General features: G+C 44.5%; 10 protein-coding genes and 1 pseudogene. 7 read left to right on the top strand and 4 right to left on the bottom strand.

Going from position 1 to position 14,689, the window contains the following annotated elements; genetic code table 11:
• Positions 1–149 precede the first annotated feature (149 nt).
• Positions 150–2,303, top strand: a complete 2,154-nt coding sequence (locus tag IM450_RS06240; protein WP_004268249.1) for a polyribonucleotide nucleotidyltransferase — start codon at positions 150–152, stop codon at positions 2,301–2,303.
• A 350-nt stretch (positions 2,304–2,653) separates the two neighbouring features.
• Here the strand turns inward: IM450_RS06240 and rpsN are convergent, their stop codons facing one another.
• Positions 2,654–2,956, bottom strand: coding sequence for a 30S ribosomal protein S14 (gene rpsN / locus IM450_RS06235; protein WP_002740009.1), 303 nt, complete (start codon positions 2,954–2,956; stop codon positions 2,654–2,656).
• A 120-nt stretch (positions 2,957–3,076) separates the two neighbouring features.
• Between rpsN and IM450_RS06230 the strand changes: the two genes are divergently transcribed.
• On the top strand, positions 3,077–3,616 hold the full coding sequence (locus IM450_RS06230) for an NUDIX hydrolase (protein WP_004268241.1): 540 nt from the start codon (positions 3,077–3,079) through the stop codon (positions 3,614–3,616).
• Here the strand turns inward: IM450_RS06230 and IM450_RS06225 are convergent.
• Positions 3,609–3,791, bottom strand: coding sequence for a hypothetical protein (locus IM450_RS06225; protein ID WP_002739991.1), 183 nt, complete (start codon positions 3,789–3,791; stop codon positions 3,609–3,611). The two genes, IM450_RS06230 and IM450_RS06225, sit on opposite strands and share 8 nt — an antisense overlap.
• Positions 3,792–3,979: 188 nt before the next feature.
• Here IM450_RS06225 and IM450_RS06220 point away from each other — a divergent pair, with 188 nt between their 5' ends.
• Together IM450_RS06220 and IM450_RS06215 are read left to right on the top strand one after the other, a co-directional pair.
• Complete coding sequence (locus IM450_RS06220; protein WP_287665404.1) at positions 3,980–6,205, top strand: glycosyltransferase; 2,226 nt, start codon at positions 3,980–3,982, stop codon at positions 6,203–6,205.
• 346 nt (positions 6,206–6,551) lie between these two features.
• Positions 6,552–8,213 (top strand): hypothetical protein, encoded by a 1,662-nt coding sequence (locus IM450_RS06215; protein ID WP_287665402.1) that lies wholly within the window; start codon positions 6,552–6,554, stop codon positions 8,211–8,213.
• Between the two features lie 6 nt (positions 8,214–8,219).
• On the opposite strand, the gene IM450_RS06210 is transcribed toward IM450_RS06215, so the two are convergent.
• A complete protein-coding gene (locus tag IM450_RS06210) occupies positions 8,220–8,966 on the bottom strand; it encodes a DUF4079 domain-containing protein (protein ID WP_287665400.1) in 747 nt (248 codons plus the stop codon).
• A gap of 330 nt (positions 8,967–9,296) precedes the next feature.
• On the opposite strand from IM450_RS06210, the gene IM450_RS06205 reads away from it, so the two are divergent.
• A complete protein-coding gene (locus IM450_RS06205; protein ID WP_287665398.1) occupies positions 9,297–10,787 on the top strand; it encodes a UDP-N-acetylmuramoyl-L-alanyl-D-glutamate--2,6-diaminopimelate ligase in 1,491 nt (496 codons plus the stop codon).
• 330 nt (positions 10,788–11,117) lie between these two features.
• Positions 11,118–12,704, top strand: coding sequence for a serine/threonine-protein kinase (locus IM450_RS06200; protein WP_287665395.1), 1,587 nt, complete (start codon positions 11,118–11,120; stop codon positions 12,702–12,704).
• A gap of 237 nt (positions 12,705–12,941) precedes the next feature.
• On the opposite strand, the gene IM450_RS06195 is transcribed toward IM450_RS06200, so the two are convergent.
• Positions 12,942–13,982 carry a fatty acid desaturase gene (locus IM450_RS06195; protein ID WP_004268232.1) on the bottom strand — a complete coding sequence of 347 codons (1,041 nt, stop codon included), beginning with the start codon at positions 13,980–13,982 and terminating at the stop codon, positions 12,942–12,944.
• A 532-nt stretch (positions 13,983–14,514) separates the two neighbouring features.
• Here IM450_RS06195 and IM450_RS06190 point away from each other — a divergent pair.
• Positions 14,515–14,689: pseudogene (locus tag IM450_RS06190) on the top strand (IS607 family transposase); the annotation flags it as partial.

Raw genomic sequence — 14,689 nt, 5'->3', positions numbered from 1 at the left:
CTACTGACGACCGGCTCCTGACTACTGACGACCGGCTCCGAACCTTCTTAAAACTGATCACTGAATACTAAACCTGCTGGAAAGGGGTACAAAAAATGCTAGGATGGCGACAGCACAGAGAAAAGTGAAAGAAAGGAATATAGCTTTACATGGAAGAGTTTGACAAGTCAATATCCTTTGATGGCAGGGATATTCGACTAAAAATAGGGCTTTTAGCCCCCCAAGCTGGCGGTAGTGTTCTGATCCAATCGGGAGAAACGGCAGTTTTAGTGACAGCAACCACAGCCAAAGCCAGAGAAGGAGTAGATTTCCTACCCTTAACCGTTGACTATGAAGAAAGATTATACGCCGCCGGGCGCATCCCGGGAGGATTTTTGCGTCGTGAAGGTCGTCCCCCGGAAAAAGCAATTCTGACCGGTCGTTTGATCGATCGCCCCCTGCGGCCCCTATTTCCCAGTTGGATGCGGGATGATATTCAGGTGGTCGCTACAACCCTCTCGATGGATGAGGAGGTCCCCCCGGATGTTTTGGCCGTTACTGGGGCTTCCGTGGCGGTTTTGTTGGCAGGTATTCCCTTCCAAGGACCGATGGCAGCGGTGCGCGTCGGTTTACTGGGGGATGAATTTATCATCAATCCCACCTACAAGGAAATCCATAACGGAGAATTGGATCTAGTGGTGGCCGGTAGTCCTGAAGGGGTGGTGATGATCGAAGCGGGAGCCAATCAGTTACCGGAACGGGATATTATTGAGGCGATCGATTTTGGTTATGAAGCAGTGCGCGACCTGATCACCGCTCAACGGGAATTGATCGATCAGTTGGGTATTCCCCTCGTCACCCGAGAAGCGCCGGTAGTAAACGAAACCGTGCAGAATTTCCTGAGAGAACAAGCTAAAGAGGAAATTAAACAGATTCTCTGTCAGTTTACCCTCAGCAAAACCGAACGGGATGAGAAATTAGAGGCGATCGAAAATCGGATCAAGGAAACTATAACCGCTCTCCCCGATGAAGATCCCTTAAAAGCTCCAACGCTGGAAGAACCCAAGTTAATCGGTAATCTCTTTAAGGATCTGACCAAAAAACTGATGCGCGCCCAAATTATCGAGGATGGGGTGCGGGTTGATGGTCGCAAACTGGACGAAGTACGGCCGATTTCTTGCCTGGTGGGAGTTTTACCCCGTCGGGTTCACGGTAGCGGTTTGTTTAATCGCGGTTTAACCCAAGTGCTTTCGATCGCCACCCTTGGCACCCCCGGTGATGCTCAGGATTTGGGCGACGATCTCCATCCCGAAGATGAAAAACGCTATCTTCATCACTACAATTTCCCACCCTTTTCCGTCGGTGAAACCCGTCCGATGCGTTCTCCCGGCCGTCGAGAAATCGGTCACGGTGCTTTAGCGGAAAGGGCGATCGTACCTGTCCTCCCCCCACAGGAGGAATTTCCCTATGTGCTGCGGGTGGTGTCGGAAGTCCTCTCTTCTAATGGTTCCACCTCCATGGGTTCCGTGTGTGGTTCTACCCTGGCGCTGATGGATGCCGGTGTTCCCCTGAAAAAACCCGTTAGCGGTGCGGCCATGGGTTTAATTAAAGAAGGGGAAGAAGTGCGGATTTTGACCGATATTCAGGGTATTGAGGATTTTCTGGGAGATATGGACTTTAAGGTGGCTGGCACTGATTCCGGCATCACCGCTCTCCAGATGGATATGAAAATCCCCGGTTTAAGCATGGAAGTGGTGGCCAAGGCGATCGAACAAGCTTTACCGGCCCGCAAACATATCCTCGAGAAGATGTTAGCGACCCTAGAAAAACCCCGCACGGAATTATCTCCCCACGCACCCCGGTTATTGACGATCAAGATCGATCCAGATCTGATCGGGTTAGTAATCGGGCCGGGTGGTAAGACGGTTAAAGGGATTACTGAACAGACCGGCACGAAAATCGATATCGATGACGATGGTACTGTCACCATTTCCTCCACCGATGGGGAACAGGCCGAAAAAGCTAAACGACTGATTTACAATATGACCCGCAAACTCAATGAGGGTGAGGTTTATCTCGGTCGCGTGACTCGCATTATCCAAATCGGCGCTTTTGTGGAAGTTTTGCCGGGGAAAGAGGGAATGATCCATATTTCCCAATTGGCCGAGGGACGCGTCGGTAAGGTCGAAGATGAAGTGGCCGTGGGGGATGAGGTGTTAGTCAAGGTACGCGAGATCGATAGTAAAGGTCGTCTCAATCTCACTCGTCTCGGTATTCATCCCGATGAGGCCGCTGCTGCCCGTAAGGCTGCTACTGTAGTCTAGGTGAATTTTTTGTTCATGTTTAACTCTCGATCACTCGATCGAGGGTTTTTATTTTATCGCTAAAATTGCCTAAAAACAGCAATAGAGACGCAAAAACCACGCCTCTATCCCGGTATTTTCCCTAGATAGGGTTTGCTGAATAAATCTAAAAACCTTGTTGGGTAAGACTTTTAGACTTTTTGTCAATCAAAAAGTACCAGGTATGGGAGTGATCAGGGGGAAAATCCTTGGACTTTTTCCCTAAAAATTAGGTAATTGGCCACCTCAAAACCGGTAAAACCCCACACCCCACACCCCACACCCTGTCCCCACGAAAAACTTTTTCAGCAGACCCTAGATATTGTTTCTGACTACCAGCTAGACTTGACCACACCGGGTAAAAGACCTTGGTGGGCCCATTCGCGTAAAACGTTGCGGGATAAACCAAAATCGCGATAGTATCCTCTCGGTCTGCCGGTCGTTAAACAACGGTTGCGGTGACGACTAGGAGCGCTATTGCGGGGTAATTCCTGTAATTTTTGGTGAATTGCCAGTTTTTCTTCAAAATCCTCGGCGGTGCGGAATTGTTCTTTTAGTTCCGCTCTTTTAGCTTCGTATTTTTGTCTGAGACGAGCGCGTTTTTTCTCGCGTTCTACCATCGATTTTTTTGCCATGGGGTTTCTCGAAAAAGATTTAACCTGTAAAGACAGCATTTTCTATTATAACCTGAAACACCGGTGACAAAGGTGACATTTCTTGATATTAATTCTTAAAGTCCTAGTTGCAAATTTTCTATGTCTGAACCGCCTCAATTTCTCCAACAACGTCTTTTTTATCAGGGTCGCGTCTTTCAATTTGAAGTCTCGAAACTGCGTTTACCTAACGGTGTCGAGGGAGAATGGGAATGTGTGCGTCATCCGGGGGGTGCTTTAGCAGTTCCAATCACCAAGGAAGGTCAATTAGTTTTAGTACGTCAGTATCGGTTTAGTTTGCAAGCTCGCATTCTGGAATTTCCCGCCGGGACGATTGATGAAGGAGAAGACCCTGCTACGACGGTAAAACGAGAATTAGAGGAAGAAGCGGGTTATCGGGCGCATAATTGGCAATCTTTGGGTAAATTTGCCCTGGCACCGGGTTATTCCGATGAATATATCTATGCTTTTCTGGCCCGGGATCTGGAAAAATTAAGCTTGCCCCCCGCTCAAGATGCCGATGAAGATCTAGAAGTGGTTTTTATGAGTTTTGAGGAAATGGAATCAGCGATCGCCAAGGGAGAATCGATCGATGCTAAAACTATTACTAGCTTCTATCTGGCCCGTTTAGCTCTTAATTAATCTTTTCAATCACCGTTTGTCCTAGTTGAATCAACTCAAAACCGATAAAAAGGCTTAAAATCACAGTGACAGCCTGATTAAGTAGGGGTATATTGCCTTTACCTAGAACAGAAGCGACGAATTTGACCACAACTAAAACGAGAGCGCTAACAACGGCGATTTTGACGGCTATCATAGATTAAATTTTTCCTCACGGTTAACCAGAGTATACTATTTCCAGACTTTTTCTGGCTAGTTTCATCTTGGGTTTGATACAAAATTTAGCATTTTGGTGGAGAGCGCTCCTGTCATTGCCAAAAATGCACAGGGTTTTTGTTAAGAATTGTAAAATGTAGTTAGATTTATTTACTCAGAAGGGGATTTATGTCTAACCAAGAGTCAATTTTTACGTTCCCTCAAAAACCAGCATATTCCTCCGTATTCAAATCCATTTTAGCGATAATATCGGTTATTTTAATTATTTTGGCAGTGATCGGCGGGCTAATGATGGTTAGTTTATCATTATGTTGGCCAGAACACAATATTTATCGATTAATCCTTGGCTTAGTAGAAGAATTTTTTAACCCCTTTGCTTGGATTAAAGTTCCCACGGTTGCTCATAGCTATCAATTATTATTACCCACGGTTATCCTGCTAATTTTTACGCAGTTAATCGTTTTCTTGTCTCCGCGTCCGCAAGTTTGGTCAAGATTAGTCATTATTTCTATCACTCTAGCTATAACCCTGCGCTATCTACTCTGGAGAATTCTGGAAACCTTAAATCTTTCTACTCCTCTCAATGGCTTTTTTAGTTTACTCCTTTTAGGAATTGAGATGATAATTTTAAGTAGTAGCATAATTCAGTTAGTTTTAGTCTTAACCACGAAGGATAGACGCAAAGAAGCTGATTTTTATAGCCAAGGGGTGATCGATAAACAGTATTTACCGACGGTAGATATCCTCATTCCCACCTATAATGAGCCAGCCTTTATCTTAAAAAGAACTATTATCGGTTGTCAAGCCCTTAATTATCCCCATAAAAATATTTATATTCTCGATGATACCCAGAGGTCAGAAATTTATGAATTGGCAGAAAAATTAAATTGTCATTATCTGACTCGTGAGGATAGAAAAAACGCTAAAGCAGGTAATTTAAACCATGCTCTCAGACAAACTCAAGGGGAATTAGTGGTAGTTTTTGACGCGGATTTTATCCCTTGTCGGAACTTTCTAGAAAGAACTGTTGGCTGGTTTCAAAACCCAAAAATTGCCTTAGTGCAAACGCCCCAAAGCTTTTATAATGCCGATCCTATTGCCCATAACTTAGGTTTAGAAAATATCGTTACTCCCGACGAAGAATTATTTTATCGTCATATCCAACCAGCTAAAGATGGGGTGGGTAGTTCTGTTTGTGCTGGCACTTCTTTTATTGTCAGAAGAAAAGCCTTAGAGGAAGTGGGATATTTTAATATAGAATCTATTAGTGAAGACTATTTTACTGGAATTGCTATCTCTGCCCAAGGTTATGAAGTTATTTACTTAAATGAAAAACTCAGTGCTGGTTTATCTGCCGAAAGTTTATCAGCTTATTTACGGCAAAGATTGCGCTGGGCAAGGGGAACTTTACAGGCCTTTTTTATCAAAGCTAATCCCCTAAAAATTGCGGGACTAACTCTACCCCAAAGATTGGCACACTTAGAAGGACTTTTATCTTGGTTTTCTCCCTTAGCTCGTTTATTTTCTCTGCTTATTCCTCTCCTTTATACCTTTGGTTATATAGTACCTTTTAACATTACTATTGATGAGACAATCTATATATTTTTACCCTACATGATGCTGCAGTTAGCCACTTATCACTGGTTAAATTCTCGCTCGCGCTCCATTATTTTTTCTGAGGTACTATCGATGATTATTTGTGTACCTACAGCCCTAACAGTTCTCCATGTTCTTTGGAAACCCTTTGACAAGGGATTTCAGGTGACACCGAAGGGAATTGCTCGCCAAAATTATCAATATAATTGGCATTTATCCTACCCATTGCTCTTTTTTCTCACCATTACTTTAATTGGTATTTTCTTTAATTTGCACCATCACAATTATCAAGCGAGTCCCCTAAATTTTGGCTTGATTTTGGCTATATATAACGTGGTTATTATCATGACTGCTTTAGTGGCTTTATTGGAAGCTCCCCTCACCTTAGAAACTCAATATCAAGTGCTGGAATCTCCTGTTAACTTGATCACAGAATCGGATATAATTATACAGGGCAATCTAAAAAAACTTTCGGAAATAGGAGCAGAAATTAACCTAAGTGAACCCATCTACTCAGAAAAATTACTCCTAGATATTTTAGGCGAAAACTTGCGCCTATCGGCTCATCTAGTCAATCTAGAAAAACGAGGAAAAATCTGGCAAGCGACTCTTAAATTCCAGCCACTTGCCCTATCAGAGCAGAGAAAGCTAATTACTTTTCTATTCTGTCGTCCCCTGCGCTGGCAACCGAAAAATACGGCGGGAGAATTACAATCACTTTGGTTGTTAATTATCAGCTTTTGTCGGGGGACAGGCTTGATTTGGCGGGCAATTCTGAATCGAAAAACAGTCCTTTAGTTTAGTCAAAAATCGAAAATACTTAAGTAGCTGGTTATAATTAAATTAAAAATAGATTTTAGGTTCGATCCCCCCTGCCCCCCTTGATAAGGGGGGTGCCGATAGGCGGGGGGATCCCCTTGATAAGGGGGGTGCCGATCCCCCCTTAATCCCCCCTTGATAAAGGGGGCATCTGATAATTTTTAACGCCTACCTACTTATCGAAAAATTGCTGGCTGACTATTCTATTAACTGGCTTTTGTCTGTGATTGTACTCACAGTGCTATTCTTGTATTCTCACATTTGTCACTTGACCAAAACTTGACAGTATTATAATAGAAGTAACCATTCTTAGATGGACTGGTCTATGAACAATCGTTTATACCTTCACCTGACGGCTAATAAGGAAAAGGGGTTTGCCTTGCCTCTTGCCATGTTAATTGGACTTATCCTGATGGGAACAGGGATAACTGTGATGATGCGCGTCCAAGGGGATCAATCGAAAGTAATTGCCCAAAAAGCCCAGGCTGATAGTTTAACAAGTTCCGAAGCTGCAGTGGCTCGCGTGCGGGATTTACTGAATAGCGTTCGAGTTATGGCAACGGTTGATAGTAATTGTACTACTGGCGATTGTTGGGAGAGAGCCGAAATACCCACTGGTAATCCTAGTACCAATTTCCAAAGAGATTTAAAAAAATTAGCCATTGCCACCGCCTGTGGTAATACCAATCGTAATAACGAAATTGCCTACAAAATCCTCGCACCCACAGAACAACGAGCAGTAAATCCAGGATTAAGAGATTTGGCTAGTGGTGAATGGTTTGATCTCGGTAATAATCGTTATTATCGCGTGGTTAACTACGTTTATCTCGATGATACCGAGAAGACTCCCCCCTCTAGGGGTTTAGGTTGGGGAGTTCTCACCCTCGAAGGACTTTCCCTCAAAAGTGCCGCAACAGACCTAACTAACATTGGTATCAATAGAGATAGTGGCGATAATGCCGCCTCGCGTAACCGCGTGGTGGTAACTATCCCTATTTTTCCTTCCCGTCCCCTCGCATTCACTCGCACCACGGTTCCGGCTTTGTGGATAAGGGAGGGAGCCACGGAAGATGAAGGTCAAACTGACCAGATTGCGGCCAGCAATCCGAATTATTCTGGCGGTGCTAAATTTCAGGGGGATGTGGTTATGAGCGACACCACGGAGGCCACAGGATTTGTCGAGGGGACAGGAACTTTGCGACCGAACCTAGAATGTCATATTAACCAAAATAATATTCAACAGCCCACACCCGCACCCAATACCCCCTACAAAGCGCAATTTGTCGGTGTGCCGGAGGAGAGGCTTGATTTCCCCAATTTACCGGAGCCTCCCAACGGTATTACAAACCTAGGAGAACTTACCAGTCCTCTTTTGCCTGCTCAAGAAACTTTTCCCAGACAGGGAGACACACCCACTACTCGCACGATTAACGGTCAAAGCGTACAGGTGTACGAGTATATCGTTAATAATATCAACTTGAGTGGTAACGATAGGATCACCATTACTCCGGGGCAACGGGTAGTTTTTTATGTTAGAGGTGATATTAACGGTGTCATCGAACACGACTGCAGCCGTGTTAGCCGACCCACGGTTTGTAAACCGGGCAATCTACAAATTTATGCCAATAATGAATTAGCTTCCACCGCGCCGCAAATTTGTCTGAGAGTGGGTCAAAAGCAAAGACTAGAAGCGTTTATCTTTGCTCCTGCCTATTCCCTCGGTAAAACCGGTAACGGTGATTTCGTCGGTGCCGCCTGGGGTAAGAAGTGGGGCAAAATTTCAACCTGTGCCCCAAATAGCGGCGAAGTTGCTGTGATACAAGGAGTAGAATGGACTGACTTAATCCACAACCTGAAACCCAATCCCTTAAACACCTTGCCCCAACTTGGTAAGATTGCCAATTGGTGTGAGGAACCCATTGATACCACGGGTACATCTGAGTGTGATTTCCCAAATCCTTCACCCTCTACCTCTCCCAGTCCCTAAAAAAGTTTAACTTATCGGGTTGATAAGGGGGGTTGAGGATTTAGGTTCAGGACAGGTTTTATTGGTGAAATCACAGCGATAAATTGCCGGTTTTTGCCAACTGAGGGGAATTTCCAGTAAATCCCTCGAACCGGTCATCCCTTGTCCCAGAAAGAGAGCCAGAGCGATACAATTGAGAATTGTATGGGCAATGCGCCAACGATGGGAACGGTCTTTATAGATATCTTCGACAATGGCCAGAGAGAAAATCATCAGTAATGATGCCGCCATGCCGATATAGTAGTGGGACCAGTACCATTGGTCCGAGAGTCGCCAGACCCCATCCTGAGAACCGATAATAATTAAACCCATGCCAGTCAAGGTGGCAAAAATTCCGCGCCAGAGGCCTTGTCTAGCACGGTAGAGACAGACCAAAGAGGCAATGGTGACAAAAAACATCAAAATCACAAAAATGACCTGAAAGGAGTCTAATTTTCCGTCTTGTTGTTTATCGACAAAACCATTAAAACCGTAAACGACCGAGTAAGCTAGTGCTAACAGGTTAACCCCTACCACTGTAGCGGTTAACCAGCGGCCTAAGCGTAGATGTTCTGGCCCGACCACTGGGGGAATTTTACTTTTATTTCCCGCGTTGGTTTCTAGGCGACGTTGACGGGTTTGCCAAGCAAAGTTAACTACGAGGCCGATAATAGGAAAAACGACCACTATCGCTAGGACAGGATGAATGAGAGCCAGAAAATCGACGAATTGCATATAAATATCCCGAAAATAGTCAGCAGAAAATCGTCAACAGTTGACAAGCTATAGCCTTGTTTTTTTTAGCTTATCGCAGATATCAGGAGGCAAAAGGGAAAAGGCAGGAGATAGGGTGATAGGGTGATAGGGTTTTGGGGTGATAGGGTGATGAGACAGCTTCCCCACTTCCCCACTTCCCACTCCCTTCTCCCCAATTCATAATTCATAATTCATAATTCATAATTCCCATCTCCCCACACCCCACACCCCACACCCCCACTTCGGCCTAGGAACCTCTTTGATAATCGGCTAATCTAAAAGCAGCAATCCCTAGATTCAATCCTGACTATGAAACTACAAGAACTTTTAACAACTATCCCTCTGGTTTCCCCGATTTCTTCTCCTATCGCTTCTATTACCGAGATTACAGGAATTTCCACCAACTCCCATGCTTGTCAACCGGGAGATTTATTTATCGGTTTACCCGGCACTCGCGTCGATGGCGGCGAATTTTGGCGTTCCGCTTTGGAAAGCGGGGCCCTAGCGGCGATTATCTCCCCGGCAGCCGCTGCTAAATTTCCCCCCCCGGAGGATGCTTGCGTAATCGTTGTGGCAGATTTAGTTACTGCCACTGCTGCGATCGCTGCTAAATTCTATCATTATCCGGCCCTTACCCTAAAATTAATCGGTGTGACGGGAACCAACGGCAAAACCACCACCACCCATTTAATTGAATATTTTCTCAGCCAAGCAAAGATTCCCACCGCTTTATTCGGGACTCTTTACACCCGTTGGCAAGGATTCCAAGAAACCGCCAATCATACCACCCCTTTCGCTAACGAGTTACAAGCTAGTTTGGCCAAAGCGGTGAGCACCGGCAATGAAATCGCCGTCATGGAAGTTAGTTCCCATGCACTGGCCCAGGGACGGGTACAGGGTTGTACTTTTCCCGTGACGGTGTTTACCAATCTCACCCGGGACCATCTCGATTATCACCTCGACATGGAGGATTATTTTGCCGCTAAAGCTAAATTATTTAGTCCCGATTATCTGCAAGGTAAGGCGATTATTAACCTTGATGATGCCTATGGTCAACGTTTAGTGGCCTCCCTGTCTCCCCAACAGGTTTTAACCTATAGTGTGTCCGATGCTAGTGCCGATTTTTATACTAAGGATTTACACTATCAACCCACGGGAGTGGAAGGGGTGATGGGGACTCCCCAAGGGGAAATAGCCTTTGCTTCTCCTCTGGTGGGTCAATATAATCTGGCTAATCTCTTAGCGGCGGTGGCGGCAGTGTTAGAATGTGGTGTAGAGCTAGAGACAGTAATCGGTCAAATTCCCCAGTTTTCAGGAGTACCGGGGCGGATGGAACGGGTTAGAATCGCTCCCGACCAAGATATCAGCGTCATTGTCGATTATGCCCATACTCCCGACAGTTTAGAGAATGTTTTAAAAGCAACACGTCCCTTTATTTCTGGTCGGATGATTTGTGTTTTTGGTTGTGGCGGCGATCGAGATCGGACAAAACGGCCGTTAATGGGGAAAATAGCGGCAGAATTAGCAGATTTAGCCATAGTTACCTCCGATAATCCCCGCACAGAAGCTCCCGAACGAATCCTTGAGGATATTATCGCTGGCATTCCCCCAGAAATTACCGTACAGGTAATTAGCGATCGCGCTTTAGCCATTGACACGGCTATTCAAACAGCACAACCGGGAGACGGAGTAATTATTGCGGGTAAAGGCCACGAAGACTATCAAATTTTGGGGACAGAAAAAATCCATTTCGATGACCGCGAACAGGCCCGGGCCGCTTTGATGAAAGGGAAAAAGTGATTAGAGGTGATGAATTATCAAGAAAAGCTAAGATTACTTAACAATTGATAGAGGTCGCCAATTGTCAAATCTGTGATAGGCTAGAAGAGTTTAGGTAAAAATCCCAGTTAGCAAGCAACCGCTATCTTGATAAGTTGCCTCTGCGTTAACTAAGCAATGACACTAAAAGACGTTGTTTTAGTCGATAACCAAGACTAGAGGCGCACTTTGACTGTCTAGAGTTTCTGTATAGTTTTAGACTCTGGGAGACCCTCCCTCTTGAGGAGAATCTCCCAGAATACATTGTTGAACTGTGTTAGCCAAAAAGTATTGGTCAACTGGTGACTCTATATGACCTACTGCCTTAATCCCGACTGTCCTCAACCGAAAAACACCCCAAAAGCGTTAATCTGCCAGAGTTGCGGTTCAAAACTTCTTCTGCACGACCGCTATCAGATCCTAGGCATTTTGGGAAAAGGAGGGTTTGGGGCAACCTTTGTCTCATCGGATTTGTCTCTACCAGGTACCCCCCTATGTGTGGTTAAACAACTGCGACCTTCCACTGACGATCCTAATGTTTTTCAGATGGCCAGGGAACTTTTTGAGCGAGAAGCGGAAACCCTGGGAAAACTGGGCGTTCATCCGCAGGTTCCCCGATTATTGGACTATTTTGAAGATAATCAACAGTTTTATCTAGTTCAAGAATACGTTAAAGGTCATAACCTGCACCAAGAGGTAAAAAAACGCGGACCGTTTAGCGAAGCGGGAGTCAAACAGTTTTTAAGTGAACTGTTGCCGATTTTGAAATATATCCACAAACAAAAGGTAATTCATCGGGATATCAAACCCGCTAACCTAATTCTTCGGGAAACGGATCGAAAATTGGTTCTGATTGACTTTGGGGCTGTCAAAAATCAAGTTAACACTATTATTGTCAATGTCAATTCTCAAACTGCTTTCACTAATTTTGCCGTGGGTACCCAAGGTTTTGCCCCTCCCGAACAGATGGCCATGCGTCCGGTCTATGCTAGTGATATCTATGCCGTGGGAGCTACCTGTATCTATCTACTCACGGGCAAATCTCCTAAAGCTATCGAAGTTGATGTCAATACAGGTGAATTACTCTGGGAAAAATTAGTCAAGGTGAGTCCCCAGTTTGCTAAAGTCCTGAAAACAATGCTGGAAGTCTCCGTCCGTCATCGCTACAAATCCGCCCAAGAGGTAATGGATGCTTTAGACATGACCGCTTATGCCGATAGTCTAGCCCAAAGTTTAACCTCGGCTCCAATGGTTACTGCCCCGAAACCACCACAAGATTCAGGTCAAATACTCACTTCCTCAGTTTCTGGCACTATCAACTCTAAATTTCGCTCCAAAAATAAAAATTCAGGGGCCTCTCCAGATAATCTGTCGGGGGGACAGATCGCCTTTTCAACAACCAATACAAATACACCATCTAGAAACAAAGACCACAGCAGCGTAGATATAACCTTATCGAAGAGAAAACGCCGCTTAGATGAAAAAGCGATTTTCGATGCTTACGATAACGGCCGGCGCAATTTCGCCCAGGAGGACTTATCGAATCTCAATCTGTCTAAAGCAAAACTTTTGGGGGTAAATTTCTTTCAATGCAAATTAACAGGCACTAATTTACAAGGGGCGGATCTATCCAATGCGGATCTGGGCCGGGCTAATCTCACTCAAGCTATTCTCAAAAATACCAATTTAAATGATGCCTATCTCGGTTATGCAGACCTGGAAGAGTCCGATTTACGCGGGGCGAATCTCACCGGAGCCAATCTTCGCTACGCTCATCTCAAAAACGCTAATCTTTGCGGGGCTAATCTCTCTGATGCCCAAGTAACTCAAGAACAAATCGCCCTAGCAAAAACCAATTGGTTAACAGTTATGCCCAATGGTAAACGCGTTTACTGGTAATCTTTCCTTATGAATTATGAATTATGAATTATGAATTATGAATTGGGGAGCAGGGAGCTTTTTTCAGTGTTGCCAAAGGCACGGCGTAGCCGTCCAGTAAACAGTGGCCAGTAAACAATAATCAGTAATCAGTGAAAAGACAGTAGGAAAATTCGATTTAATACTGTCACTTAAAACTCAAATCTGATAACTGATAACTGATAACTGATAACTGATAACTGATAACTGATAACTGATTTAACCGCGGCTTTCCTTAAAGGTTTTGTAGGCGGTTTCGGAGTCGAAAATATGGCAATAATCAACGATTCGCTTCATTAATGCCCAAGAAAACTTGGTTTCTTTCAGGTGACTACCCCAATTTTCTTTGAGACTAGCGTGAACTTTGCGGAGGTTATAGGAAGGAATCGCCGTCGAGATATGATGGGGGATATGGACATTAATATCGTGACAGAGAATTTCTACCCAACGGGGATAGCTACAGTGAACTGTCCCTTCTAGTTGCGCTACAGCTTGATTCCAGTCTTCGGGATAGGAAAATTGAATATCGGGGTCCGTGTGATGGACAAGGGTAAAGGTACTCATCCAAAAATGATAGACAAACCAAGGCACCACCCAAAATTTAACCAATCCCCAGACACCAGTGTAGAAAATGAGGGTTGGGAAAAAAATAGCGGCAAAAACTAGGACGACAATCATCGAAAAGCGGGCTTTTTCCCGTTCGTTCTCCTTGAATTGTTCGATGTTGAAGTGTAGAATAGCCCAGTGGGCGATCGAACCAAGCCACCAGAAACGACCGCGAATGCCGCGATAAAAGAGACGCACTAAGGGATTGGCCGAGTTAAAAGCTTCTAATTCCCACGGATCCCAAGCATTATCTATAGTTACCATGTTAGTTTTAGCATGATGGCGATCGTGGAGGAAACGCCAGCAGTGGAAGGGATAGATAAGCGGTAAGAGGAAAATATGACCGACAAGATCATTAACCCAGGATCGATTAGAAAAAGACCGATGACCGCAATCATGGGCGATGACAAAAAATCCCGTTAAAGCTGTACCAGTGAAAATCCAAGCTAAAGGCAGTAAATACCAGGGAGAATAAACTAGCATTGCATAACCCGCAATGACCGCCAAAATATTCGCAATCACTCCAAACCAAGCTTTAACTGGGTCTTTCTGGAAATATTCTTTGGGAATGGTTTTAATAATATCTTTCAGTTTAAAGTCTGGCTCGATCGAGGTGATCAACTCCCCATGCAATTTATCCGTCGTTGCCGTCATGAAATCTCCAATTACACTTAGGTGAACCCTTGACAAGAAATCAGCTAGGAGGTTTGGCTAAATTCTGCTCCTTACCACAAGCCAATTTTTTTGTCAATATATTTTTAACTTTAATTAATAAACTTCCGCGAAGCTTAATAATCCTTTACTTTATATAACATAAGAGGGGATTTTCTGTTTTGGCAAAATTTGACGGCGGGTACATCTCATTTTTGTAAATCTACCAATTGGGATTTTTACGGAGAAACCCCCCTGCTAAAATCGGGCGTTGTTTCTGATTTTACCACTCAATCCCAGCTTTTGGGGGGTTCTACCCCCCAAACCCCCCGTTGGGGGCGTGGTGCCGCCCCCAAACCCCCCGCGCATTAGTTTTTCGGTGGGATGCTTACACGCAGCTGCTGATACATTTGTTATCATCTAAGAGTCACTGATAATTGCTGATTGTCGGTATTGTAAAGTTTTGTAAAAAATATATGCAAATGACTGCAAAAAACTGCTAACATGGTTAGTACAAGTTTACGTTGCAGTTCATATAAAACTATCAGATTATGCTAAGAAAAAAGGGGTCAGTTATGACACTGCTTGGAGAATGTGGAATCGAGGGCAGTTACAAGGAGAACGTCTTCCTACAGGAACAATTATTATTTTTGAAGATGACCGTTCTTGCGGTGAAAATAAAGTAGCTATTTATGCGCGAGTTTCTAGTT

This window comes from Microcystis sp. M083S1 (genome assembly GCF_020246405.1).
GTDB lineage: Bacteria > Cyanobacteriota > Cyanobacteriia > Cyanobacteriales > Microcystaceae > Microcystis > Microcystis aeruginosa_C.
The sequence above is the reverse complement of the archived record's forward strand: the minus strand, read 5'-3'. Positions and strand labels throughout refer to the sequence as shown.